A 23,164-nucleotide genomic window follows, 5' to 3' on the forward strand; every position below is an offset into this window, starting at 1 on the left:
CTGCCGCAGCCGAACAGCGGGCAGCCTGGCGCCACCGAACGGCGGCATCGCGGAAATGCAGACAGAAGATGTCCGGCTTCACGGCAAGACTCTTCCATGGGCCCCGGAACACGGGAGTCCCATGGACGAGGCACCACAGGAGGCCGGACATGTCAGGACCGCTGCGAGACAAGGTGGCGCTGGTCGCCGGGGCGACCCGGGGCGCCGGGCGCGGGATCGCCGTCGAACTGGGCGCGGCCGGTGCCACCGTCTACGTCACCGGCCGCAGCACCCGCGCCCACCGCTCCGAGTACGACCGCCCCGAGACCGTCGAGGACACCGCCGACCTGGTCACCGAGGCCGGCGGACACGGCATCGCCGTACCGACGGACCATCTGGACCCGGCGCAGGTGCGGGCGCTCGTCGAGCGCATCGACACCGACCACGGACGGCTGGACGTCCTCGTGAACGACATCTGGGGCGGCGAGCGCCTCTTCGAGTGGGACGCCCGGGTCTGGGAGCACGACCTGGACAACGGACTGCGGCTGCTCCGCCTCGCCATCGACACCCACGCCATCACCAGCCACCACGCACTGCCGCTGCTGCTGCGCCGCCCCGGCGGCCTGGTCGTGGAGATGACCGACGGCACCCTCGCCTACAACACCGCCCACTACCGCGTGAACTTCTTCTACGACCTCGCCAAGACGGCCGTGCTGCGGATGGGCTTCGCCCTCGGCCATGAACTCGGCCCGCGCGGCGCCACCGCCGTCGTCCTCACCCCGGGCTGGCTGCGCTCGGAGATCATGCTGGAGGGCTTCGGGGTGACCGAGGACACCTGGCGCGACGCGCTCACCAAGGAGCCGCACTTCGCCATCTCCGAGACCCCGCGCTATGTCGGCCGCGCGGTCGCCGCGCTCGCCACCGACCCGGACGTCAGCCGCTTCAACGGGCAGTCCCTGTCCAGCGGCGGCCTCGCCCGGGAGTACGGCTTCACCGACCTGGACGGCAGCCGCCCCGACGCCTGGCGCTACCTGGTCGAGGTCCAGGACCAGGGCAGGCCCGCCGACACCACCGGCTACCGCTGAGGTCCGCCGTCGCCGGGCACGGGCAGGGCCCACCGCCCCCCGTGCCCCGGCGGCAGCGCCAGATCCCCGCGGACCGCCCCGTAGTACGCCTCCCGCGCGGCCCGCTGCCGCTCCAGCAGCTCCCTCCAGGCCCCCGGATCACGCGTCCCGGCGCGCAGGAACGCCTCCATCGCCATCACCGCCACCACCCACACCCGCGCCCTCTCCACCACCTCCGGGCTGCCCAGCAGGAGCAGCGCCTCACCCGACGGGTCCCGTGCCACGGCCGCCTCCGCGAGCAGCGGCGCCGCCTCCTCGGGGCTCAGCGGATGCGGATGCGGATCGTTGCCGAGATGGGCGGCGACCCGGTAGGTCAGCGTGACGGAGGTCTTCAGCGCCCGCGCGTAGTCCGCGTACACCCCGAGCAGCCGCTCCTCCCAGCGTGCCGCCCGCTCCTGCCGGAACCGGACCTGTTCACCCCGCATCACCACCAGATAGGAGCCGAGCGCGCCGACCACCACACCTATGAGGGCGGGGAGTTGCCCCATGAAGTCAGACATGGGCGCACGCTATCTGCCGCGATGATCTCCGGGGCAGTAGGTTTCGCCCCATGGCTGACAGCGCGCGCTTCGCGGGATACGGGGTTCTGGTCACCGGCGCGGCCCGGGGCATCGGGGCCGCCACCGTCCGGCGGTTCGCCGAGGAGGGCGCCCGGGTCCTGGTCACGGACGTCGATCCGGCGGCGGCCGAGGAGACCGCGGGGGCGCTGCGCGCGGCGGGGCTGGACGCGGGGGCGTTCGGCTGCGACGTCACCGACCGGGCGTCCGTCGAGGCGGCCGTCGCCCACGCCGCCGGACTCGGCTCCCTGGACGTGCTGGTCAACAACGCCTATCACTGCTCGCCCGACGCCCCCCGCTTCGAGGACGAGCCGGACGCCACCTGGGCCCGCGATCTCGACGTCACCCTGACCGGCGCCTACCGCTGCGCCCGCGCCGCGCTGCCCCACCTCGCCGCCTCCGGACGCGGGGCGGTGGTGAACATCGGGTCCGTCAACGGGCTGCGCGACTTCGGCAACCACGCCTACAGCGCCGCCAAGGCCGGGCTCGGCTCGCTGACCCGGACGCTCGCCGGACACGCCGCCGGACGCGGGGTCCGGGTCAACCTGGTGGCGCCGGGCACGGTCCGGACGACCGCCTGGGCGGGCCGGGACGACGCCCTGGACGCGGCGCGCGGCCTCTACCCGCTCGGCCGGGTCGGCGAACCGGAGGACATCGCCGCCGCCGTCGCCTTCCTCGCCTCCCGCGACGCCGCCTGGATCACCGGCACGACCCTGGTCGTCGACGGCGGCCTCACCGCCGTGGACTCGGGCTTCCGGCAGGCGATGCGGGCATCCGAGATCTGACCGGACCACCTATACCGGGATCGACAGCCGATACCGGGACCGGACCGCTTATACCAGACGGCTCCCCGGAGCCCGCACACCCTGTCTCGAATGTCACCGTTACGTACCAGCCCCCGCGCTGCTACAACCGATCCGACCCGCCTCCGGTCTAGCTGGACGGAACCGCGCGAGAGCCGCGCGGCGCGAATGAGCGGGTGAAGGGTACGGGTATGGGGGACATGCGCAGACGCGGAGCCGTGGTCGTAGGGGCGGCCGCGCTGGTGGCACCGCTCGTGGTGGGGCTGGGCGCGGCGCCCGCGCAGGCCGCGAGCTGTACGACCCAGACGGGGCCGCATCAGAAGCAGGTCGAGAAGTTCCTCGGACGTCCGGTCGACGGCAGGCAGTCCACCGCCGACTGCAAGGCGATCCAGGCGTTCCAGACCAAGCACGGCATCACGCCGAACATCGGCTACGCGGGCTCCGTCACGTGGGGCGTGATGGACCTGATGAACAAGCAGAAGGCGGTCGGCAACAACCCCAACAAGGACCGCAAGTGCCCCACGAACAAGGGCCGGATCGCCTGTGTGAACCTGACCCTCCAGATCAGCTGGGTCCAGGACGGCAGCCGCCTGGTCTACGGCCCCGTCCCGGTCCGCACCGGCCGTGACGGCGACGAGACCCGCACCGGCCTGAAGAAGGTCTACTGGCGCAACATCGACCACGTCTCCTCGATCTACAACGTGCCGATGCCGTACGCCCAGTTCTTCGACGGCGGCCAGGCGTTCCACTCGGCGAGCGTCAGCATGTGGAACCCGCCGGGCTCACGCGGCTGCGTCAACATGACCAAGACCGCCGCCAAGAAGTACTGGTCGCTGCTGAAGAACGGCGACGAGGTCTACGTGTACGGCCGCAAGCCGGGCACCTGATCCACCTCCGCGCCCGGACCTCACGCGCCGGGCGCGTCCCCGAAGTCGGGGATCGCCAGCCGCGCCCCACCCTGCCGCGCCGACTCGTGCGCGACGACGCCCGGCAGGGTGTAGCCGCCGCCCGCCACCTCGAAGAGCGCGCCGGCGTTCGACACATCGTTGTCGAGCCGGCTGACCGACCGGTCGAAGACCCCGTCGCCCCGCTCGTCCACCCCACCGATCGCCGACACGCTCACCGCGTGCGTCCGCCAGGCGCCCAGGACCCGCCCACCGAGTGGGTCGGGTACAGCGGCGGCGGACAGCTCGCGGTCGCCTTCCAGTCCGCCCCGCCGCTGTACCGCTAGGCGTCGTAGAACCCCAGGCCCATGTCGTGCACGTAGTCGCCCTCGGCGTAGCAGAGCCGCCCGAAGGCCCCCGCGGCGATCCGGTCGCGGGCATGGACGGTCGCCGGGTTGTACGGGCTGGTCTCGCCCACCATGTAGGTCAGCCCGGTGGCCCGGACCGCGTCGAGGATCGCGCCGATCTCCTCCTCGGTGACCGCCATGGGCACGGCCGAGTAGACATGCTTGCCCGTCTCCAGCCCCTGGAGCACCAGCGGTCCGTGCGTCCAGCGCTGGGTGAACACCGCGACCGCGTCGACATCCGCCGACTCCGGCATGGCCGCGTACGACGGGAAGGTGCCGGTCAGCCCCTCCGCCGACTCCAGCCGCCGGGCCCGCTCGGGCAGCGGATCGGTCACATACACCGCGCGCACCCCGGGGGAGCGCTCCGTCGCGCTCCAGGTGCTGACGCACGGCCCGCTGTCCCGTACGGAGATCGCCCGCCGGCTGGACCTGTCCGCCGGAAGCCTGACCCGGCTGACCAAACCCCTGCTGGAGACGGGCCTGCTCGTCGAGGTCCCGGACGGCACCCCGCCGTCCCGCCAGGGCCGCCCCTCCCAGCCGCTGGACATCGTCGCCGAGTCCCGCGCCTTCCTCGGCTTCAAGATCACCGGCGACCGGGTCTACGCCGTCGTCACCACCCTGCGCAGCGAGATCGTCGCCCGCGCCGAACGCCCCCTGACCAGCCACGACCCCGCCCAGGTCGCCGATCTGCCGCTGGGCCGCGCGCACCCTGGCCCGGTGGAGCGGCGGGCGGTGGTCGCCGACTCGCCGTTCCTTGGCTGGCGCGGCGTACCGCTCGGGGACCTGGTGCGGGAGCGCGCGGGGCTGCCGGTGGTGGTCGAGAACGACGTGGCCGCGCTGGTCGAGGCCGAGACCTGGTTCGGCGCGGGCCGGGGTCTGGACCGGTTCGTGGTGCTGACCATCGGCGCGGGGCTCGGCTACGGGCTGGTGCTGGACGGCTGTCGGGTGCCGTTCGTGGGGGAGGACCGAGGCTTCGGGCGGAACGGGATCATCGACCCCGGCGGACCGCTTGGCCCGGACGGGACGCGCGGCAGTGCGGTGTCGTATCTCACCATCCCCGCCGTGTGCCGCCAGGTGCGCGCCGGTCGCGCTGGAGACCAGGGTCTCCGACTTCCACGACTGGGCGCGCGGCGCGGCCGTACTGGCGATCCAGGTCCTGGCGCTCGGGGCCGTCGAGCAGTGAACTTTCTACGGCCCTGATGGTGGAACTCCGCATGAGTTTCCGTCAGATGGACGTGATCAGCAACACGGTCCGTTATGTCCGATTGATTGGTGATTACTCACACTGCCTTCACTTCGACCCCCGTATGCTTCACAGCATGTCCACCACTGTTGAACCCGACTCCGAGCGATCGGCTGCCGAGGTCAACGAGGAGATCCGGGCGCTGTGGCGCCGGTCGGGCGGGACACTGAGCGTCGAGCAGCGTGAGCAGTACCAGCAGCTCGTCCTGGAGTGGGCCACAGCGGCCCCGCAGTCGTCGAGAGCGGCCTGAGCGCCGACTCGCCGTCCCGGTGACACCGCGGGCTCCGCCCGCCGCACCGGCACCCGCCCGGCTTCCCCCGAGGAAGCCGTTTCTCCGCAGACCCCGGCGCGCGGCGCCGTCGAGCAGGCCCTTTCCGCAGGCCGCGCCCCACACCGGGGAGCGGCCTCAACCCCACATCGCCGAATAGCGGTTGCGATACGCCCTGCGGTCCTGCTCCGCCCGGATGAACCGGGTGGCCACCAGCGCGACCAGGCTCCCCGCGATGATCAGCAGCCCCGGCCCGGTGTTCTCCGGGTCCGTCAGCCGTGCCAGCACCCCGGCCGCGGCGCCGCCGACCGACGCCGCCGAACCGGGCGAGGCGGCGCCCGGCGCCACCGCCGCCGGTGACGGGGCCGCCCCCGGCTCCGGCGCGGCGGCGATCAGCTTCACCCCCAGATCCTCCAGCGTCCGCGGCAGCGGCTCGAAGAACGTCGTACCGCCCGCCGTGCAGTCGCCGTTGCCGCCCGAGGTGATGCCCAGCGCGACGCCCTCCGAGAACAGCGGGCCGCCGCTGTCGCCGGGCTCCGCGCACACATCGGTCTCGATCAGCCCGGTGACCGTGCCCTCCGGATAGTTCACCGTCGCGTCCAGCGCCGTCACCCGCCCGTCGCGCAGCCCGCTCGTACTGCCGCTGCGGAACACCCGCTGCCCCACGGACGGATCGTCCACCCCGGTGATCCGCACCCCCCGGCCGTCGCCGACCGCCACCACCTCCGCGCCCTCGCCCGCCCGGCCGCCCGCGTACTGGACCAGCGAGTAGTCGTCGCCCGGGAAGCTGCCGCGCACGGTCTGGCCGATCTGCTCGGTGCCCTGGTCGTCGGCGAACCACACCGAACCGATCGGACCGCAGTGCCCGGCGGTCAGGATGTAGTCCCGGCTGCCGTCGGTCACATTGAACCCGGCGGAGCACCGCCCCGCCGTCGACAGGATCGGCCGCGCCCCGTTCAGCCGGGTGGTGAAGGCGCCCTCCGTGCGCTCCATCCGCACGAAGCCGCCGATCCCCTCGGCGGTCCGCGTCAGCCGCGACCAGTCCGCCCGGGAGACGGTCCGGTCGCCCCGCACCACCACCTCGTTGGCCCGGTAGTCCACCGCCCACGCCGTGCCCGCCACCCGGGGCGCCTCGCCCAGCGCGGCCGTCGCCGCCCGCAGATCGCTCAGGCTGCGCTCGACCCGCCGCGGCTCGGCGCCCGACCGGCGCACCTCGTCCGCCGCGTCCGTGTCGGTGACCGCGACCACCGGCCGCCCGTCCGCGCCGAGCCAGGTGCCCGCCGTCCGCGCCGCGCCCAGCCGGTCCACCAGGGCCGTACCCGTGTCCGCCACCGTGCCCGCCGCACCGCGGGTCGTCGCGGACGTGCCCGGCGGCTCGCTCGCCACCGCCTGGGTGACCATCGCCGTGCCGAGCAGCAGTCCGCCGACCGCCGTCAGCCGTGCCACCCGGCGGACGACCCGTCGTCGTGCGTGCCTCATCCCTGGCTCCCGAATCCCTGGCTCCCGAACGCCGAAACGCGCGCGGCACCAACCCCGCGGGGCCCTCCGGCAGTTGAGCGCCCACCCTCAGTACGCGGCGCGGGGCATGGGTGTTCAGCGACCGGACGCCCACGCCGGACTCGCGCTCCGGACAGCCGCACGGCAACAGACCCCGTTCGCCCGGTCCGTCCCGTTCCGTGGCGCCCCACCCGCCACTTATGTTGGGTTCATGACCAAGGACCCGCACGCCTCCGCCGAGCCGCCCGCGTCCGCCGAGCCGCCCGCCGCCGCGGCCCCGTCCGGTGACCTCGACCCGTTGCGCGCGCTCACCCTCGACCGGCTCCGGCGCCGTACCAGCATGAAGTGGCGCACCTACCCCGAGGACGTCCTCCCGCTGTGGGTCGCCGAGATGGACGTCCCGCTCGCCGCGCCCGTCCGCCGCGCCCTCGATGCGGCGCTCGACCTCGGTGACACCGGGTATCCCGCCGGTACCGGCTACGCCGAGGCGCTCGCCGGGTTCGCCGGGAAGCGGTGGGGCTGGCACGGGCCGGCCGTGGAGCGCACCGCGCTCGTGCCCGATGTGATGCTGGGCGTGGTCGAGACGCTGGGACTGGTCACCGGGCCCGGCGATCCGGTCGTCGTGAACCCGCCTGTCTATCCGCCGTTCTACGCGTTCCTCAGCCATATGCGCCGCCGGGTGGTGGAGGTGCCGCTCGGCCCGGGGCTGCGGCTCGACCTGGACGCCCTCGAAGACGCCTTCCGGGCGGCCGTCCAGGGCGGCGGACGGGCCGGATATCTGCTGTGCAGCCCGCACAACCCGACCGGCACCGTGCACAGCGCCGCCGAACTCACCGCCGTCGCCGCGCTCGCCGAGCGGTACGGGGTCCGGGTGGTCGCCGACGAGATCCACGCCCCGCTGGTCGCGGCGGGCACGGACTTCGTGCCGTATCTGAGCGTCCCCGGCGCCGGACGCGGGCTGGCGCTGCTGTCCGCCTCCAAGGCGTGGAACCTCGCCGGGCTCAAGGCCGCCCTCGCCGTGGCGGGTCCGGACGCCGCGGCCGATCTCGCCCGGATGCCCGAGGTGGTCTCCCACGGGGCGAGCCACCTCGGTGTCCTCGCCCACACCGCCGCCCTGCGTGAGGGCACCCCGTGGCTGGACGCGCTCCTCACCGGCCTCGACAAGAACAAACGGCTGCTCGCCGATCTGCTCGCCGAACGGCTGCCGCAGGTGCGGTACCGGCCGGGTCCGGCCACCTATCTGGCCTGGCTGGACTGCCGTGCGCTCGGGCTCGGCGACGATCCGGCCGCGGTCTTCCTGAAGCGCGGCCGGGTGGCGCTCAACTCCGGCCCGGAGTTCGGCACCGGCGGCCGGGGCCACGTCCGGCTCAACCTCGCGGCCTCCCCGGAGGTGCTCACGGAGGCGGTACGGCGGATGGCGGCGGCTGTGGAGTGAGGTACGAGTGATGTACGGGGGTCGGGGCGGGGGCTCCGGCCTGCTCCCGCCGCCCGTTCCGGCCCTCCCGCCACCCGCGTCTACACTGCCCGCCATGGACGCCACCACGGCCCGGCTCGCCGACGGCCAGTACCTGCTGATCACCAGTTACCGCAAGAACGGCACCCCGGTCGCCACCCCGGTCTGGGTGGTGGGCGACGGCGACGCCCTCGGCATCTGGACCGTCAGCGACTCATGGAAGGTGAAGCGCATCCGCAACCGGCCCGACGTGCTCGTCGGGCCCTGCGATGTGCGCGGCCGGCCGAACGGGGACTCCGTCCCGGCCACGGCGGAGATCTGCGATCCGGAGACCACCGCCCGCTATCGGCGTCTGCTGGTGCGCAAGTACGGGATCATCGGCCGGCTCACCCTGTGGGGCAGCAGGCTGCGGCGGGGCGCCGACGGGACGACCGGCATCAGGATCACCCTGACAGCGCCCTGACGTCATCTGACGTCCCCTGACGTCACTGAGCCCCGTCCGGCTGACGGTCGCTCAGGTCCAGGCCCGGCAGGGCTCGTCGACCAGCTGGAACACGGGCTCGCCGCGCACCGGGTCCTTCGCCGTGGTCAGCCGCACCCGGTCGCCGCTGTGGATGGCGATGAGCGGACCCATGACCCGGCCGCGCACCACGAAGCCCTCCGTCAGCTCCACCAGGGACACATTGCGGGCGGCCGGGGTGTTGCGGTGCACCACTGTGGTGTGGCGGACCGTGCCGGTGCCCGCGCTGCGCTCGGTGCGCAGTTCGCTGCCCTGGCAGACCGGGCAGAGAAGCCGGTGGTACATGGCCGTGCCGCACCAGTCGCAGCGCTGGAAGAGGATCGACTCCTCCTTCGGGGGCCAGAGGCCGACCGTGCCCGCCGAGAGGCCGGCTCCCTGCTGGAAGACGCTTGCTGAGGGGTGGTACACGCTGGTCAACTCCCTGCGCACTCGGCCGGAATACCCGCGGGCGCGGCACATCGCGCACGCCGTGCCCGGTGCGTGCCACCGTGCACAGGATCACACTATGGCACTGAGTGTCAGCGGTAAAGGCACCGCGTACCCCGAATTTCCGGGGCGCGGTCGAGGTAAGGGCGGAGCGCGGCCGAGGCACGGGCGGAGCGCCGGCTCAGTCCCGGGTGAGGGTCGTCTCGATCTCCTGCACCACCCGCCACAGCGGGGCCCCGCGCCGGGACACCACGACCACCACGTCCTCGGGCGTCTCGTCCACCAGCGGGCGCCCGGACGCCCCGAACGACAGGGTCACCAGTCCCAGGGCGTGGTCCGCGGCGGCCTCCGCGTCGGTCCGTCCGCCCGAACGCAGCCAGGACCGCAGCGCGTTGTTGTGCGCGGCGACCACCGCCGCCGCGATCACATCGGCCCGCAGGATGCCGTCCGGCCGGGCCGCGAACCGGCGCCGCAGATAGTCGGCGAGCGCCCGCTCGTAGCGCCACACCACCGACAGCTCATGGGTGCGCAGCCCCGGCACCTGTTTGGTGAGCCGGTAGCGCTGCACGGAGAACGCCGGGTTCTCGGCGTACATCCGCAGCACCGTCCGGGCCGCGTCGCAGACCCGCCGCACCGGATCGTCGTCCGGGGCGCTGTCGGCCAGGAACTCCGTCATGTCGGCCAGACAGCGGTCGTGGTCCGGGAAGACCACGTCCAGTTTGGACGGGAAGTAGCGGAAGAAGGACCGCCGTCCGACCCCGGCCAGCGCCACGATGTCGTCGACGGTGGTCTCCTCGTAGCCCCGCTCCAGGAAGAGCTGGAACGCCGCCGCGATCAGGGCGTCCCGCATCGGCGGCTTGGCGGCCGGATCGGCGGTGCCGCCGGTCCCGGCGGTGCTGGAGGTCATGGACGGGAACCTAGCACCGCTTTCGCCGGGATGGCACTCAGTGCTGCCGTGGGAGGGAACTGAGTGCTACAGGTGGCGGGTGGGGAGGCTACTCTGACCCCCGTCAGAGGGCGAAGCCCCAGGTGAAGCCCAAGGTGAAGCCCTAGGTGAAGCCCTAGGTGAAGAGGGAGGAGCCGCCACATGTCCGGTGTCCGGCCGCGACTGCTGTATGTGACCGATCTGGCGTACGAGGCACGCGGGCGGCGCTACGGCGACGAGGACGTCCATCTCGCCGCCCGGCTGCGCGCGGACGCCGACCTCGCCCTGTGCGACCCACGGGACGCCGCCGCGCTGATGGACGCCTTCGACGCCGTCGTCGTCCGCAACAGCGGCCCCGTCCTCGCGTACCGGACCGCGTACGACGCCTTCCGGGCGCGTGCCCTGGAGCGTGGTACCCGGGTCTACAACCCGCTCACCGGGCGGGCGGACATGGCGGGCAAGGGCTATCTCCCGGAGTTGTACGCCGCCGGGTTCCCGGTGATCCCGACCGCCGTGCGCCCGGCCGACCTCGCCCGTCTCCCCGCGGCCGACCGCTATGTCGTCAAACCCGTGCTGGGCGCGGACTCGGTGGGGCTGCGGGTGATCGGCCCCGGCGAGCTGGCGTCCGCCGCCGACGGCACGGTTCTGGTCCAGCCGTACATCGACTTCCGCTACGAGGTCTCCTTCTACTTCGTCGACCACGCCTTCCAGTACGCGCTGTACGCCCCCGACCCGGCCCGCCGCTGGCGGCTGGAACCCTATGAACCCACGCCGGACGACCTGGACTTCGCCCACCGCTTCGTCCGCTGGAACACCCTGGAGCACGGCGTCCAGCGGGTCGACGCCTGCCGGGCGCCCGACGGTGGACTGCTGCTGGTCGAACTGGAGGACCTCAACCCCTATCTGTCCCTGGACGCGCTGCCCGCCGACCGCCGCGAGGCGTTCGTGACCGCCTTCCGCGCCTCCCTGCGCCGGTTCCTGCGCGGCTGACGCCCGCTCAGGCCGCCCGGCGCAACTGGTGCTCGGCCAGCGCCTGGCTCACCGCGCGGACACTGCGCGCGATGTGCTGGAGCTGGAGCACCTCGGCCGCGTACAGCTTGATGGTGTGCTCGATCACCGACTCGGGCAGCCCGAGCCGGGGCAGCTCGGCACGGGCCGTCTGGAGCGCGGTCCGCGCCACCCGGACCTCCTGCTGGACCTGGATCTCCGCGTGCCGGGCCAGCAGCACCGGATGCCGGATCAGCGTCGGATACCCGGCGTACCGGGCCGGGACCAGCTCGCGCAGCCATTTGGCGGCCGAGCGCTCCCAGTCGTAGCTGCCGGGGATCTTCACCTGGCACGGCCAGTCCGGATTGGCGCGCGGGTACGGGTACGTCAGGGACATGGGCATCGCTTCCGGGAGGACGGCGAGGTCAACTGGGACAACGACGGTTGGGCGGCCCCGGCCCAGGGGATGACCGGGGCCGCCGCGGGCGCTCGCGCAGGCGATGCCCGACGAACACTCCGGCGCGGCCGTGGGTAGGGAACGGCGGTCCGGGGTGCTCGAACTGGAGCCCTCGAAGGGCAGGCGCGGCCCGCGCGTGGGTACGGCTGCTGCTGTGCGCATGGGCGGAACGTCGGCTCTCTGCGGGCGGTGCGGGTTCCGCAAGAAGTATTTATATATGCCGATCGGTTTTCAAGCCGTATGGAAACATTCATGAGTGCTGTGTATGGACTGTGCCGCAATGTGAGGGTCGTGCACCGGCACCGCGCGACGGGGCCGCCCGTGTGACCGGGTACGGCGGACGGGGCTGCTCGTGCGCCCGGGTCCGGTGCCGCGTGGCGATGGGGCTCGGTCCGGGGGCCGGTGCCGCGCGGCGGCGGGCCTCAGTCCCGTAGGAAGAACTGGTGCTGCTCCGAGATCTGTTCGTACTCCTCCAGGCGCCCCTGGGTGCGCTCCGGATCGGCGTCCGTCATCGCCTGGAGCAGCGCGGCGGCCATCAGCCCCGGAGCCGCGTACGAGTCGAAGACCAGCCGGGACCCGGTGCCGGTGGCGAAGGTGACGTCCGCCGCGTCGGCGACCGCGCCCAGCGCGAGATCGGTGACCAGCGCGACCCGCAGCCCGGCGTCCCGGGCCACCTTGACCGCGGCGAGGGTCTCCTGCGCGTGCCGGGGCATCGAGAAGGCCAGCACCCAGGAGCCGCCCGCCGCACGGGACTGGAGCAGTGCGTCGTAGGCGATGCTGCCGCCCCGGGTCACCAGCCGGACGTCCGGGTGGATACGGCGGGCGGCGTAGGCGAAGTACTCGGCGAGGGAGGCGGAGATGCGCAGCCCCAGCACGGTCAGCGGGGTCGATCCGGCTAGTTCCCGGCCCGCCGCGATGACCTGGTCCGGGTCGGCGAAGTCGCGCCGCAGGTTCTCCAGGTTCTCGATCTCGGCGTCCACCGCCGACTGGAGTTCATTGCCCTGGTTCTCGTCGGGCGTGCCGGAGAACGTGCCCAGCGCGATCGACTGGAGCTTCTCCCGTAGCGCCGGGTAACCACTGAAGCCCATCGCGGCGGCGAACCGGGTCACCGAGGGCTGGCTGACACCGACCCGGTCGGCGATCTCCGTGACCGAGAGGAACGCCGCCTCGGGCAGATGCTCGATCAGATACTGGGCGATCCGGCGATGCCCCGGGGACATCCGCGGCCGGTCGAAAAGGCTTCTGATCTGCGAGACCGGTGCCGCCTCGGCCTCCGGCGCGGCCTTCCCCGAGGTGATCGCGGATGCCTGGGCGCGGGCCTGCTGGGGCGTGGGCACCGGTACGCCTCCTTCGTTTCCCGAGGACGTTCAACATAGCTCACGGAACGTGTCGGCCAGCAGGGAGCCGACCCCGCCGGGAGGCCGGCCGGAGCCCGGGATGAGGCGGCCTTCGCGTGAAGTTCGCCGCCCCCGTGCATGCCGCCCCCGCCCACGGCACCGCCCGGGGGACCATGACGAACATGACAGACATGACGGACCTGGGTCTTCCCCCTGCCATCCTGGCCTGCCTCTTCGACCTCGACGGCGTCGTCACCAGAACGGCCGCCGTGCACGCCGCCGCCTGGAAGGAGACCTTCGACGCCTTCCTGCGCGCCCGGGACGGCGACGGCTACCGCCCCTTCGACGCGCACACCGACTACGACGAGTACGTCGACGGCCTCCCGCGCGCCGACGGGGTCCGCTCCTTCCTCGCCTCGCGCGGCATCGAACTGCCCGACGGCGACCCCGGCGACCCACCGGACACCGTCACGGTCAACGGCCTCGGCAACCGCAAGAACGAACGCGTCCTGGAGAGGATCCGCAGCGGCGGAGTCGAGGCGTACGACGGCACCGTCCGCTATGTGCGGGCCGCCCGCGCCCAGGGACTGCGCACCGCCCTGGTCTCCTCCAGCGCCAACGCCCGTGACGTGCTGCGGGCCATCGGCGCCGAGGACCTCTTCGACGTCCGGATCGACGGTGTGGTGGCCGCCGAGCGGGGCCTGCCGGGCAAGCCGCGCCCCGACACGTTCCTCGCCGCAGCCGCCGACCTGGGCGTCGAGGCCGAGCAGGCCGCCGTCTTCGAGGACGCCCTCGCCGGGATGGACGCGGGCCGCTCCGGGCACTTCGGCTATGTCGTCGGACTGGACCGGGTCGGCCAGGGCGACGCCCTCTACGCGCACGGCGCCGACATCGTGGTCCCCGACCTCACCGAACTCGGCGACCGGGGTGAGGGGGAGCGCGCGTGATAGCCGGACGCACCTTCGCCGTCGGGCCCTGGACCGTACGCCAACGGCAAGGTCGTCCGGCTGCTGGTGGACGACGAGCCGTTCGATGGTCGCCGCCGACGGCCCCGCCGTCCGCCCGGTGCCGCCCCCGCGCGACGACCCCCCGCCCGGCCGCTCGAACGGAGGCGCGTACCCCGGCCGATATCAGGCGGTCGGGCGTACGGGGATCTGCGCACCGCGCCGCCGTGGGTTAGTTTTTGCTTGTTTTCCCGGACATCCGGACCTCCGCGCGCCACACGGGCGACCGGGCCGGGCACGAGCGAAGGGGAGGGCGAACGACGATGGCCGACCGTGTGACCTCCACCCGCGCCGGACCCGTGTCCAGCCCCATAACCCGACCGTTGTCCGGTCCCTTGTCCGGCCCTGTGTCCAGTCCCTCGGCCGGTCCTATGTCCGGTCCCCTGTCTGGTCCCTTGTCCGGTCCCTTATGCCGGGGCGGCTCCGGGGGCTCCCCATGACGACTCCCGAACCGGTCGCCGCCGAGTCCGAACCGGTCGCCGCCGAGTCCGAGCCGGCCGCCGACGGGCCGGAGCGGGTGGACGCCGGGCGGCCGGAGCCCGCGGTCGTCGTCCCCTCCGCCCGGCGCCGGGTGCGCTGGCACACCGTCGTCAGTCTCGCCGTCGCCGTCGGCGCGCTGTGGGTGGCGTGGCGGCACTGGCCGACCCTGGAGCGCGGGGTGCTGCGGCTCGCGGTCGCCGACCCCGACTGGCTGCTGCTGGGAGCGGTGGCCACCGCCGCCACCTGGCTGTGCTCGGCCCTCGCCCAGCAGGGCGCGGTCCGCCCGACCCTGCCCGCCCGTCGCCTGGTCGCCACGCAGTTCGCCGCCTCCGCCGCCAACCACGTGCTGCCCGCCGGGCTCGGCGCGGGCGCCGTCAACCTGCGCTTCCTGATGCGCTGCGGGCTGCCCGCCAGCCGCTCGGCCACCGCCCTGGCCGTCAAGGCGACGGCGGGCGGCGTCGCACGCGGTGCCCTGATCGCCGCGCTCGCCCCCGGCTGCCCCGGTCTGCTGCGGATACCGCACCTGCCCCGCCCGGTCCTCGCGGTGGCGCTCGCGGTGACGGCACTGCTGGCCGCCGTGCCCTTCACCCCGCTGTGGGCGCACTGCCGCCGGGCGCTCGCGGCGGTCGCCGCCGACATCCGGGCCGTGCACGCCCGTCCGCAGCGCGCGGCGGCGCTGTGGGGCGGCTCCCTCGCGTTCGCGGCGCTGCACGCGCTGGTCCTCGTCGCCGTGGGACACGCCGTCGAACTGCCCCTGCCGGCCCAGCGGGTGGCGCTGCTCTACCTCGCCGCCAGCACCGCGGCGGCCCTGCTCCCCACACCCGGCGGACTCGGCTCACTGGACGCGGCCCTGGTCCTCGCCCTCACTCTGGCCGGGGCGCCCGCCGCGTCGGCCGCCTCCACGGTCATCGGCTACCGCCTGCTGACCGTATGGCTGCCGCTGATCCCGGGCCTGGTGACCCTGGGCTGGCTGGTCCGCCGCAAGACCCTGTGAGCACCGGCTCTCACAGCCGCAGATGCCCCCGCCACTTGAGGATCTCGGCCGCCGGATCGCCGGTGTACGACCACGGTGTGCGGGTGGCCCGGCGCCCCATCATGCGCAGCAGCGCCACCGCGATCTCCGGGGTCCCGGCCAGACAGGCAGCGTGCGCCAGATAGTTGAGGTCGCGCAGTTCGCTCGGGGCGACCGTGTTGTCGGTCCGGCCCAGAATCCACCGGTGCCAGGTACGGCGTACGTCGCTCACCGCCCCGTCGTGGTCCCAGTGCTGGCCCAGCCCGATCGCCGTGTGCTGCCCCTGGGCCGCGTCTAGGACATGGCGGAACTCCTCGACCCGGGCGTACTGGATCAGCACCGGCAGCGCACAGCCCGGCGGCGCCACCCCGGCCGCGTCCCGGGCGAAGTCGTACATCAGACCGTGGGTGCCGTGCCAGCGCGACGAGTAGTAGTGCAGCACCTGGAGATGGCCCTCCACGCTGTACGGGTCGCGCCGGTGCAACTCGTCCCACCAGCGGGCCAGTTCCCGGCGCCGCACTCCGCTCGGATACAGCCGGGCCACCGAGATCAGCGAGATCCACGGGGTGGGGTCCTGCGGATACGCCTCGGCCGCCTCCAGACAGGCCAGCACCGTCGCGTCGATCCGGTTCTGGTCGATCGGTACGCCCCGGCCCGCCGCGATGGCCAGACTGAAGGCGCGGGCGGTGTCGGTGGCCGCGTGCAGCACCAGCGCGTCGGCGGAGCGGGGCTCGGCGGCGAGCCAGGACTCGACGGTCGAACCGCCCGCGCACGCCTGGGCGAGCAGCCGTACCCGGTGGCCGCGCGCCGACCAGTCCGAGCCGGTGGAGAGCAGCAGTTCGCGCAGCCCCTGCCAGCGTCCGATGACGATGTCATGGCGGGTCGCGGTGAGGTCGGCGTCCCCGCAGTCGGGGTCGAAGTCGGGCGTGAAACGCTCTCGGGCCATCGGGATCTCGCTCAGAAGTCGGTGGGGAGACCCTCATGGACACGGGAGTCGGCGGCCGTACGGCTGTCGGGGACGCGGTAGTCGCTGCGCACCGCGCGTTCGGCGTCCAGGGCCGCCGGACGGTAGTAGTCGCTGCCCCGGCGCCAGTACCAGAACATCGGGACCAGGCCGATCGCCAGCCCGCCGATGCCGATCGCGACGGCCGGGCCGCTCAGCTCACCGAGCGACTCGACGAAGATCCAGAACATGAAGAGCGAGCCCGTCAGCGGCCACAGCCCGCCCAGCAGGAACCGCTTCGGCGAGGACAGCAGCGTCCTGCGGTACGCCACCACGGCCGCGAGCCCCGCGAGCCCGTAGTAGAGGGCGATCTGAAGACCCATCGCGGCGATGGCGTACCCGAGGATCTCGCCCACCGAGCCCAGCGCGTTCGACCCGAGGAACAGCGCCAGCGCCACCGCCCCGACGACCAGGATGGCCACCCACGGTGTGTTCCAGTGCCGGTGCACCCGGCCCAGGGCGGCGGGCATCGTACGGTCCCGGCCCATCGCGAACAGGGAGCGGGTGACCTGGATCAGCGTGGTCTCCAAGGTGGCGATGGTCGACAGCATCACGGCCACGATCAGCAGCTTCCCGCCCGGCCCCGGCCAGATCTCGTCGCCCAGCACACCGAGCACATTGGCGCCGTGGTCGGCGATCTGACGCTCGGTCAGCACCATGTTCACCAGGATCGTGAACGCCTCGAACAGCAGGAACACCACGCACAGCCCGACGATCCCGGCCAGCCCGGTGGTCCGTCGGCTGTTCCGGGTCTCCTCACTGAGATTGCTGGCCACGTCCCAGCCCCAGTAGTAGAACGCCGCCACCAGCGCCCCGGCGGCGAACCCCGGTGCCCCGTCGAAGTGCTCGAAGCCCAGCCAGGACCAGTCGAACGGCCGGGCACTGTCCGCGCGGACCACGGCCAGCCCCAGGAACAGCGCCAGGATGACCAGTTCCACCCCCGACATCAGCAGCTGCGCCCGTACGGTCAGCCGGGCGCCGCCCAGCACCACCAGCAGCATCACCAGGAACCAGCCCGCGCCGACCACGGTGGCCAGCGCCGTGTTCTCGGCGAGGGACGCGTCGAACAGGGCCAGCGTCATCGCCCCGGCGGGCAGCGAACCGGCCACCATGAAGATGGTCGCCGACACCACCAGCGCCCAGCCGCTGATGAACCCCAGGAACGGATGGAGCGTACGGCCCACCCAGGAGTAGCTGGCGCCCGCGTTCACATCGATCCGGTTGAGCTGGCTGAACGCCAGCGCGATACCGAGCATCGGGATGGCGCAGTACAGCAGCGCCGCCGGACTGGCCAGGCCGACCGCTCCGACCAGCACCGCCGTGGTCGCGGCCAGCGAGTAGGCCGGTGCGCTGCCGGCGATGGCCATCACCACGGTGTCGAACATGCCGAGGGCACCGGGCTGCAGCCCTCTGCCGCTGCTGTTGCTCATGAAGTGCTGCTTTCCGACTTGCACGACGCAAGGGCGCACTGGCCCCGACGGCGTAGGGGAGTGGGGGGTGAACCCGCCGTCGACCGGGGAGGGTTGGCCTCGGGGAGTCGGGTCGGCGGGAGGCGTGGCGGAGTGTGTCCTGCCGCCGTGTGGACAGTCGGTCACGCCGTGTGTGCGAGTGATGATAGCCGCAGGTGCCCGCCGTACAAGATTGACCTGCTGGAAAAGTGCGCCGCCCAGTGCGCCCCCTCGTGCGGGGGCGCGTCCGGGAGGTACGGGCCCCGGAAGGGGGCGTGCGGGGTCAGTCGGCGATGTGGTCGATCTGGCGGAGCTTGTTGGTGGCGTCCAGGGCGGCCACCTTGTAGGACTCGGCGAGCGTGGGGTAGTTGAAGACGGCGTCCACCAGATAGTCCACGGTGCCGCCGCAGCCCATCACCGACTGCCCGATGTGGATCAGTTCGGTCGCGCCGGAGCCGAAGCAGTGCACACCGAGCAGGGTGCGGTCCTCCGGGGAGACCAGCAGCTTCAGCACACCGTGCGAGTCACCGATGATCTGCCCCCGCGCCAACTCCCGGTAGCGCGAGACCCCGACCTCGAACGGCACCCGGTCCTCGGTGAGCTGATCCTCGGTACGGCCGACGAAACTGATCTCCGGAATGGTGTAGATCCCGATCGGCTGGAGATGGTGCATCCGCCCGACCGGCTCCCCGCACGCGTGGTACGCCGCCGACCGCCCCTGCTCCATGGAGGTCGCCGCGAGCGCCGGGAACCCGATGACATCGCCGACGGCGTAGATGTGCGGCACCTCGGTGCGGTAATGCTCGTCGACGGTGATCCGGCCGCGCGCGTCGGCGGACAGGCCCGCCTTGCCGAGGTCCAGTTCGTCGGTCATGCCCTGTCGTCCGGCGGAGTACATCACCGCGTCCGCCGGGATCTTCTTGCCGCTCTCCAGCACGGTCAGCGTGCCCCGCGCATGTCGCTCGACGGCCGCCACGGTCTCCCCGAACCGGAAGGTCACCGCGAGGTCGCGCAGGTGGTACTTGAGCGACTCGACGACTTCGACATCACACATGTCGAGCATCCCGGCCCGCCGTTCGACGACGGTGATCTTGCTGCCGAGCGCGGCGAACATGCTGGCGTATTCCATCCCGATGACCCCGGCCCCGACGATGACCATGGACCGCGGAACCCGCTCCAGCGCCAGCACATTGTCGGAGTCCATGATGGTCCGGCCGTCGAACTCCACGCTGTCCGGGCGCGCGGGCCGGGTGCCGGTGGCGATCACGATGTGGTCGGCGCTCAGCAGCCGTTCCTGCCCGTTGGCCTCGCACAGCGCCACGGTGTGCGGGTCGACGAAGCGTCCCGTACCGGCGTACAGCGAGACCTGGTTCCGGGACAACTGATTCCGGATGACATCCACTTCGCGGCTGACCACGTGCTGGGTACGGGCGGTGAGGTCGGCGACGGTGATGTCCTCCTTCACCCGGTAGCTCTGCCCGTAAAGATCGCGCTGGGTGAGCCCGGTGAGGTAGAGCACCGCCTCACGCAGGGTCTTGGAGGGGATGGTGCCGGTGTGGATGGAGACCCCGCCCACCATGTCGGGCCGATCCACCACGGCCACGCGGCGGCCGAGCTTGGCGGCGGCGATGGCGGCCTTCTGACCGCCGGGACCAGAACCGATGACGAGCATGTCGAAGTCGCGCACGGTTCGGAGTCTGTCAGGGGGCGGGGGGCGGATGGAAGGGCGGGGGGAAGGGCGGGGGGAAGGGCGGGGGGTCGGGGAGGTGGGGGAACGGGGGGTTCCGTCACGGCAGGAGTTTGTCCATCGCCGTCGTGCCCTCCTGGGCCAGTTTGCGCTGGGCCCATTCCAGGGTGTGTGGGGTGAGGTCCTTGCCCGAGGCGAGGACCAGGTCCTCGGGGGAGACCTCGCTGCCGGTGCGGGTGTGGAGGAGGTGGTCCGGGGTGGCGCGGTCCTGGGATGTTTCGGGGTCTGATGCGGTCATGATCACTGCTCCTCCGGTCCAGGGCGGCTGGGTCTCCGCGAGGGTGTGCTCTCGGCGTCAGGATTCATCGGGATTCATCGGGATTCAGCTACCTATCACCATTCATCTCCGTGGGCCGGAGTGCATCCCGGGAGGGGATACGCGGGGCCGGGAAAAGCGGTGGACGGGTGTGCGGGGGCGTCGCTAGCCTGTGCGGGCCCGCCCGAGAGGGGTCTGAGAGCGAAGGAGGAGGTGAGTGCCGTGCAGGACATCCGACCGCGTCGCTCCCCGCTGTCCTTCGCCCCCTGTGGCGGCTGAGCCGGGACCAGGAGCGCGCGGCACACCACGCCGTTCGTCTTCCCGGAGGATTCCGTGACCGCACTGGTCATCCGCGCGCTCGACACCGAGCACGCCGCTCTTTTCGACACCCTGCCCGACCCGCTCGGCTTCGCCGACACCCACCGCCGTACCCGCCATCGGACCGAGTGGCGGCGCGTCGCGATGCGCGACGGGCGGGTCGTCGCCCGGGGGGCCTGGTGGGGTGGGCCCGATGATTCCCAGCCGATCAATGTGAACTGGTTCGACGTCGAGGAGGGGGAGGAGGAGGCGGGCGCCGAGTTGTTGCGCAGCGCGCCCTGGCAGGTCGAGCTGGAGCTGACGCTGCCCTCCGCCCACCGGGACGACCCCGCGCTGCGTGCAGCGGTGCGGGCCCGGACCGCCGCGGCGGAGGAGGCCGGGTACACCTTCCTCGTCGACCGGTATCTGTACCGCTGGACCCCGGCCGACGGACTGCCCGAGCGGCCCGGACGGCTCGTCTTCCGGGACGAACCCGACGACGGTGTGTTCCTCGACGCGCTGCGCCGTATCCACAGGGGCACCCTGGACGCCCACGCCCTGCGGGCCGTCGCGGAGAGCGGCGACACCGAGCGGGCCGCCCGGGAGGAGCTGGACTTCTTCCACTGGCTGCCCTCGCCGCGCTCGTGGTGGCAGGTGGCGTACACGCCGGACGGCGAACCGGTCGGTATCCACATCCCCGGGCACAACCCCAGCGGCCCGTGCGTCGCGTTCGTCGGAGTGCTCCCGGAGCGGCGCGGTCACGGGTACGCCTACGACCTGCTGGCCGACTGCACCCACTTCCTCGCCGAGCGGGGCGCCGAGTTCATCGCCGCCGCCACGGACCGGGGGAACTTCCCCATGGCCGCCGCCTTCCGCAAGGCTGGGTACCCGGTGATCAAGGAGCGGGTGCACTTCGCGCCGCCCCCGCCCCGCTGAGCCCGGGGCCGTTGTCAGTGCCGGGTGCCATGCTGGAGCGGAGATCGACTCATGGTGGGCGGAGGGGGCCGGAGTGGGGTTCGTGGGCGAGATCTGGCGGGTGCGCGGTGACGGGGGCGAGGTGGGCGAGATCCTCGTCCAGGACGCCGACTTCCCCTGGCTGTCGGGCAGATTCACCCCGGGCCCCGCGTATGAGGGGGTGCGTGAGCTGTTCGTCCGGGAGCTGGCGCTGACCCGGCTCGACTCGGAGACGGGGTGGGCCGACTGGGAGACCGCGTACGACGAGATCTCCCGCCGGGTGACCCTTTCCTCGCCGGACGGCCCCGTTCCGGAGTTCCTGCTGCATATCGAGGGGGACTCGGCGTGGTTCCGGTGGAGCGACGAGCCGTTCGACGAGGACGAGGAGGACGCAGCTAGTGGTGGGTGAGTCCGTCAGGGGAGCTGGGTGGTCAGGGTCTCCTCCGCCTCCGCCAGGATCTCCGTCACCCGTAGGCCGAACGCGGCGTCGCAGGGGTGTGGGCGGCCCGTCGCGGCGGACCGGAGCAGCGCGTCGGCGGCTCGCAGGAGGGGCGGCACCGGGCCCTCCGGGCTCTCCGGGAGTTCGGTGACCCCGGCCGATCCGCGCAGTTCCACCCCGGCGCCCGCGGCGGCCGGTGGCGCGGTGAGGCTCAGGGTCAGCGTGCTGGACGCGCCGTCGGTGTGGTCGAGGACGAGATGCACGGTGTCACCGGGTCCGTGGGCCGCGGCCGACACCCGCAGGGCGTCCCCGAGCACCGGCAGCAGCACGGACAGGGCGTGCGGGCCGACGTCCCACAGGGCGCCCTTCTCCCGCCGCCAGGCCGACGCGGCGAACGGACTGTCCCCGGTGGTGAACACGGACCCGAGCCACTGGGCCCGCGCGGTGAACCAGCCCTCCGTGGCCGCCTGTTCCTCGATCCACGCGGCGATCTCGGTCTGGAACCGGGCGGTGAAGAACACCACCGACGCCACCCGGGCCTCCCGGGCCGCCTCCGCCACCGCCCGCGCCTCGGCCACGGTCGCCGCGAGCGGCTTGTCCAGCAGCAGATGCCGGCCCGCCCGCGCGGCCCGCACCGCCAGCTCGGCCTGCACCCGCGGCGGCAGCGCCACGGCGACGGCGTCCACATCGGCGAGCAGCGCGTCCACGTCGTCGTAGGCCCGCACGCCGTGCTGTCCGGCCAGTTCCTTGGCGGCGTCGGGGCGCCTGCCCCAGACGCCGACGAAGTCCAGTTCGCCGTGGGCGGCGAGTGCGGGTGCGTGGGCCATCTGCGCCCATGGGCCGGTTCCGAGCAGTCCGATGCGCATACTGCCGCCTCTCCTGTGCCGATCCTGTGCCGAGCCCTTGCACGGCCGGGTCCGCCGGCCAGGGGGAGCGTGTCATAGGAACGGCCCGGCGCGAAGTCCGGCTCCGGTGCGTATCGGGGGCGGACGGGGGAGGGGCGGTGACCCGTGCGGGAGGGGTGGGGGACGGCGGGGGACAGTGGAGGGACGGGCGGCGCACGCGCCGCACGGCGCGGGCGCATGTGCCCGGGAGTGACCGCGCACCTCCCCACGGTGACCGCACGCCTAGGCCGGGACGTGGCCGCGTCAGGACAGCGCACCATGGGGCCGGATTCGGCCAATGAGGCGGCACATACCGGACAGCGCGAATGCCCTGGCACCTTCCGGGCATACGGAGCACTACATCCAGCGAGAAGTGAGCAGCGAGCGAGCGGTGGGCGCTGCGTGGAGAGAGGGCGTCACGTGCCGGTTGCGGAACCCCAGGCCGTCAGAGAGCTGCTGACCCGTTACGCGGCGCTGCGGATCGCGCAGTCGGAGCGGGAACGCCCGGCGGTGCGCCGCGAATTGGCGGATGTCACCCGGCAGCTGTGCGCCACGACCGGCACCGCCGATGTACACGAGGCGGTGGCCCGCGCGGATCTGCTGCTCACCGCCGCCGTCCCGGGCGGCGCCGGTGTGCACGGCGAGGGTGCGGCGCGCAGCCTCCCCGCCGACCGTCCAGGAGCGGCAGCCGCCGCCGGACCCTCCGGCCGGGTACGGCGGAATCCCGGGCGGCCGTGACGGACGGCGGCCGGGGTCCCCGCCCCGCGGCCGGA

23 protein-coding genes and 2 pseudogenes are annotated in these 23,164 nt (G+C 72.9%); 13 read left to right on the top strand and 12 right to left on the bottom strand.

Features of this window, described 5'->3' with window-relative positions; genetic code table 11:
- Positions 1 to 149: 149 nt before the first annotated feature.
- Positions 150 to 1,064: an SDR family oxidoreductase gene (locus tag AB0D49_RS37680; protein ID WP_362767330.1), complete on the top strand. Its 915-nt coding sequence runs from the start codon at positions 150 to 152 to the stop codon at positions 1,062 to 1,064.
- Here AB0D49_RS37680 and AB0D49_RS37685 read toward each other — a convergent pair.
- A complete protein-coding gene (locus AB0D49_RS37685; protein WP_362767332.1) occupies positions 1,055 to 1,603 on the bottom strand; it encodes a hypothetical protein in 549 nt (182 codons plus the stop codon). The genes AB0D49_RS37680 and AB0D49_RS37685 overlap by 10 nt on opposite strands.
- Positions 1,604 to 1,653: 50 nt before the next feature.
- Between AB0D49_RS37685 and AB0D49_RS37690 the strand changes: the two genes are divergently transcribed.
- Positions 1,654 to 2,445, top strand: a complete 792-nt coding sequence (locus AB0D49_RS37690; RefSeq protein WP_362767335.1) for an SDR family NAD(P)-dependent oxidoreductase — start codon at positions 1,654 to 1,656, stop codon at positions 2,443 to 2,445.
- A gap of 209 nt (positions 2,446 to 2,654) precedes the next feature.
- Positions 2,655 to 3,350, top strand: coding sequence for a L,D-transpeptidase (locus AB0D49_RS37695; RefSeq protein WP_362767338.1), 696 nt, complete (start codon positions 2,655 to 2,657; stop codon positions 3,348 to 3,350).
- Between the two features lie 20 nt (positions 3,351 to 3,370).
- On the opposite strand, the pseudogene AB0D49_RS37700 reads toward AB0D49_RS37695, so the two are convergent.
- Positions 3,371 to 4,110 (bottom strand): annotated as a pseudogene (locus AB0D49_RS37700) (Gfo/Idh/MocA family oxidoreductase); the annotation flags it as partial.
- A gap of 22 nt (positions 4,111 to 4,132) precedes the next feature.
- Between AB0D49_RS37700 and AB0D49_RS37705 the strand changes: the two are divergent.
- Positions 4,133 to 4,937, top strand: a pseudogene (locus AB0D49_RS37705) (ROK family transcriptional regulator).
- Between the two features lie 124 nt (positions 4,938 to 5,061).
- Positions 5,062 to 5,247, top strand: a complete 186-nt coding sequence (locus AB0D49_RS37710; protein ID WP_362767341.1) for a hypothetical protein — start codon at positions 5,062 to 5,064, stop codon at positions 5,245 to 5,247.
- Positions 5,248 to 5,403: 156 nt separating this feature from the next.
- Here the strand turns inward: AB0D49_RS37710 and AB0D49_RS37715 are convergent, their stop codons facing one another.
- Entirely contained in the window at positions 5,404 to 6,744 is a 1,341-nt protein-coding gene (locus tag AB0D49_RS37715) for a S1 family peptidase (protein WP_362767344.1), read from the bottom strand.
- A 229-nt stretch (positions 6,745 to 6,973) separates the two neighbouring features.
- Between AB0D49_RS37715 and AB0D49_RS37720 the strand changes: the two genes are divergently transcribed.
- The gene (locus AB0D49_RS37720; RefSeq protein WP_362767347.1) at positions 6,974 to 8,197 is read left to right on the top strand and encodes an aminotransferase class I/II-fold pyridoxal phosphate-dependent enzyme; all 1,224 of its coding nucleotides are present in this window, start codon (positions 6,974 to 6,976) and stop codon (positions 8,195 to 8,197) included.
- 94 nt (positions 8,198 to 8,291) lie between these two features.
- Positions 8,292 to 8,678 (top strand): PPOX class F420-dependent oxidoreductase, encoded by a 387-nt coding sequence (locus tag AB0D49_RS37725; RefSeq protein WP_362767350.1) that lies wholly within the window; start codon positions 8,292 to 8,294, stop codon positions 8,676 to 8,678.
- Between the two features lie 51 nt (positions 8,679 to 8,729).
- On the opposite strand, the gene AB0D49_RS37730 is transcribed toward AB0D49_RS37725, so the two are convergent.
- Together AB0D49_RS37730 and AB0D49_RS37735 are read right to left on the bottom strand one after the other, a co-directional pair.
- A complete protein-coding gene (locus AB0D49_RS37730; RefSeq protein WP_362767354.1) occupies positions 8,730 to 9,143 on the bottom strand; it encodes a zinc ribbon domain-containing protein in 414 nt (137 codons plus the stop codon).
- Positions 9,144 to 9,342: 199 nt separating this feature from the next.
- Positions 9,343 to 10,068: a TetR family transcriptional regulator gene (locus AB0D49_RS37735; RefSeq protein WP_362767357.1), complete on the bottom strand. Its 726-nt coding sequence runs from the start codon at positions 10,066 to 10,068 to the stop codon at positions 9,343 to 9,345.
- Positions 10,069 to 10,248: 180 nt separating this feature from the next.
- On the opposite strand from AB0D49_RS37735, the gene AB0D49_RS37740 reads away from it, so the two are divergent.
- Positions 10,249 to 11,076, top strand: coding sequence for a hypothetical protein (locus tag AB0D49_RS37740; protein WP_362767360.1), 828 nt, complete (start codon positions 10,249 to 10,251; stop codon positions 11,074 to 11,076).
- A gap of 7 nt (positions 11,077 to 11,083) precedes the next feature.
- Here the strand turns inward: AB0D49_RS37740 and AB0D49_RS37745 are convergent, their stop codons facing one another.
- Both AB0D49_RS37745 and AB0D49_RS37750 read right to left on the bottom strand, forming a co-directional pair.
- On the bottom strand, positions 11,084 to 11,476 hold the full coding sequence (locus tag AB0D49_RS37745) for a hypothetical protein (RefSeq protein ID WP_362767363.1): 393 nt from the start codon (positions 11,474 to 11,476) through the stop codon (positions 11,084 to 11,086).
- Positions 11,477 to 11,952: 476 nt separating this feature from the next.
- Positions 11,953 to 12,867, bottom strand: coding sequence for a MurR/RpiR family transcriptional regulator (locus AB0D49_RS37750; protein WP_362767366.1), 915 nt, complete (start codon positions 12,865 to 12,867; stop codon positions 11,953 to 11,955).
- Between the two features lie 191 nt (positions 12,868 to 13,058).
- Here AB0D49_RS37750 and AB0D49_RS37755 point away from each other — a divergent pair, with 191 nt between their 5' ends.
- Together AB0D49_RS37755 and AB0D49_RS37760 are read left to right on the top strand one after the other, a co-directional pair.
- The gene (locus tag AB0D49_RS37755) at positions 13,059 to 13,814 is read left to right on the top strand and encodes a beta-phosphoglucomutase family hydrolase (RefSeq protein ID WP_362767411.1); all 756 of its coding nucleotides are present in this window, start codon (positions 13,059 to 13,061) and stop codon (positions 13,812 to 13,814) included.
- A gap of 493 nt (positions 13,815 to 14,307) precedes the next feature.
- Positions 14,308 to 15,345, top strand: coding sequence for a lysylphosphatidylglycerol synthase transmembrane domain-containing protein (locus tag AB0D49_RS37760; RefSeq protein ID WP_362767368.1), 1,038 nt, complete (start codon positions 14,308 to 14,310; stop codon positions 15,343 to 15,345).
- Between the two features lie 10 nt (positions 15,346 to 15,355).
- On the opposite strand, the gene AB0D49_RS37765 is transcribed toward AB0D49_RS37760, so the two are convergent.
- From AB0D49_RS37765 to AB0D49_RS37780, 4 genes are all read right to left on the bottom strand, one after another.
- Positions 15,356 to 16,309 (bottom strand): hypothetical protein, encoded by a 954-nt coding sequence (locus AB0D49_RS37765; RefSeq protein WP_362767370.1) that lies wholly within the window; start codon positions 16,307 to 16,309, stop codon positions 15,356 to 15,358.
- Positions 16,310 to 16,320: 11 nt separating this feature from the next.
- Positions 16,321 to 17,796 carry an APC family permease gene (locus AB0D49_RS37770; protein ID WP_362767373.1) on the bottom strand — a complete coding sequence of 492 codons (1,476 nt, stop codon included), beginning with the start codon at positions 17,794 to 17,796 and terminating at the stop codon, positions 16,321 to 16,323.
- 301 nt (positions 17,797 to 18,097) lie between these two features.
- Positions 18,098 to 19,501 (bottom strand): Si-specific NAD(P)(+) transhydrogenase, encoded by a 1,404-nt coding sequence (sthA, locus tag AB0D49_RS37775; protein WP_362767375.1) that lies wholly within the window; start codon positions 19,499 to 19,501, stop codon positions 18,098 to 18,100.
- Between the two features lie 100 nt (positions 19,502 to 19,601).
- Positions 19,602 to 19,799, bottom strand: a complete 198-nt coding sequence (locus tag AB0D49_RS37780; RefSeq protein WP_362767378.1) for a hypothetical protein — start codon at positions 19,797 to 19,799, stop codon at positions 19,602 to 19,604.
- Positions 19,800 to 20,150: 351 nt separating this feature from the next.
- On the opposite strand from AB0D49_RS37780, the gene AB0D49_RS37785 reads away from it, so the two are divergent.
- Both AB0D49_RS37785 and AB0D49_RS37790 read left to right on the top strand, forming a co-directional pair.
- A complete protein-coding gene (locus tag AB0D49_RS37785; RefSeq protein WP_362767381.1) occupies positions 20,151 to 21,050 on the top strand; it encodes a GNAT family N-acetyltransferase in 900 nt (299 codons plus the stop codon).
- A 73-nt stretch (positions 21,051 to 21,123) separates the two neighbouring features.
- On the top strand, positions 21,124 to 21,477 hold the full coding sequence (locus AB0D49_RS37790; protein WP_362767384.1) for a hypothetical protein: 354 nt from the start codon (positions 21,124 to 21,126) through the stop codon (positions 21,475 to 21,477).
- Between the two features lie 5 nt (positions 21,478 to 21,482).
- Here the strand turns inward: AB0D49_RS37790 and AB0D49_RS37795 are convergent, their stop codons facing one another.
- The gene (locus AB0D49_RS37795; protein WP_362767387.1) at positions 21,483 to 22,373 is read right to left on the bottom strand and encodes a Gfo/Idh/MocA family oxidoreductase; all 891 of its coding nucleotides are present in this window, start codon (positions 22,371 to 22,373) and stop codon (positions 21,483 to 21,485) included.
- A gap of 438 nt (positions 22,374 to 22,811) precedes the next feature.
- On the opposite strand from AB0D49_RS37795, the gene AB0D49_RS37800 reads away from it, so the two are divergent.
- Complete coding sequence (locus AB0D49_RS37800) at positions 22,812 to 23,129, top strand: DUF5133 domain-containing protein (RefSeq protein WP_362767389.1); 318 nt, start codon at positions 22,812 to 22,814, stop codon at positions 23,127 to 23,129.
- Positions 23,130 to 23,164: the final 35 nt, after the last annotated feature.

The sequence above is a fragment of the Streptomyces sp. NPDC048290 genome (assembly GCF_040652095.1).
Classification (GTDB): domain Bacteria; phylum Actinomycetota; class Actinomycetes; order Streptomycetales; family Streptomycetaceae; genus Streptomyces.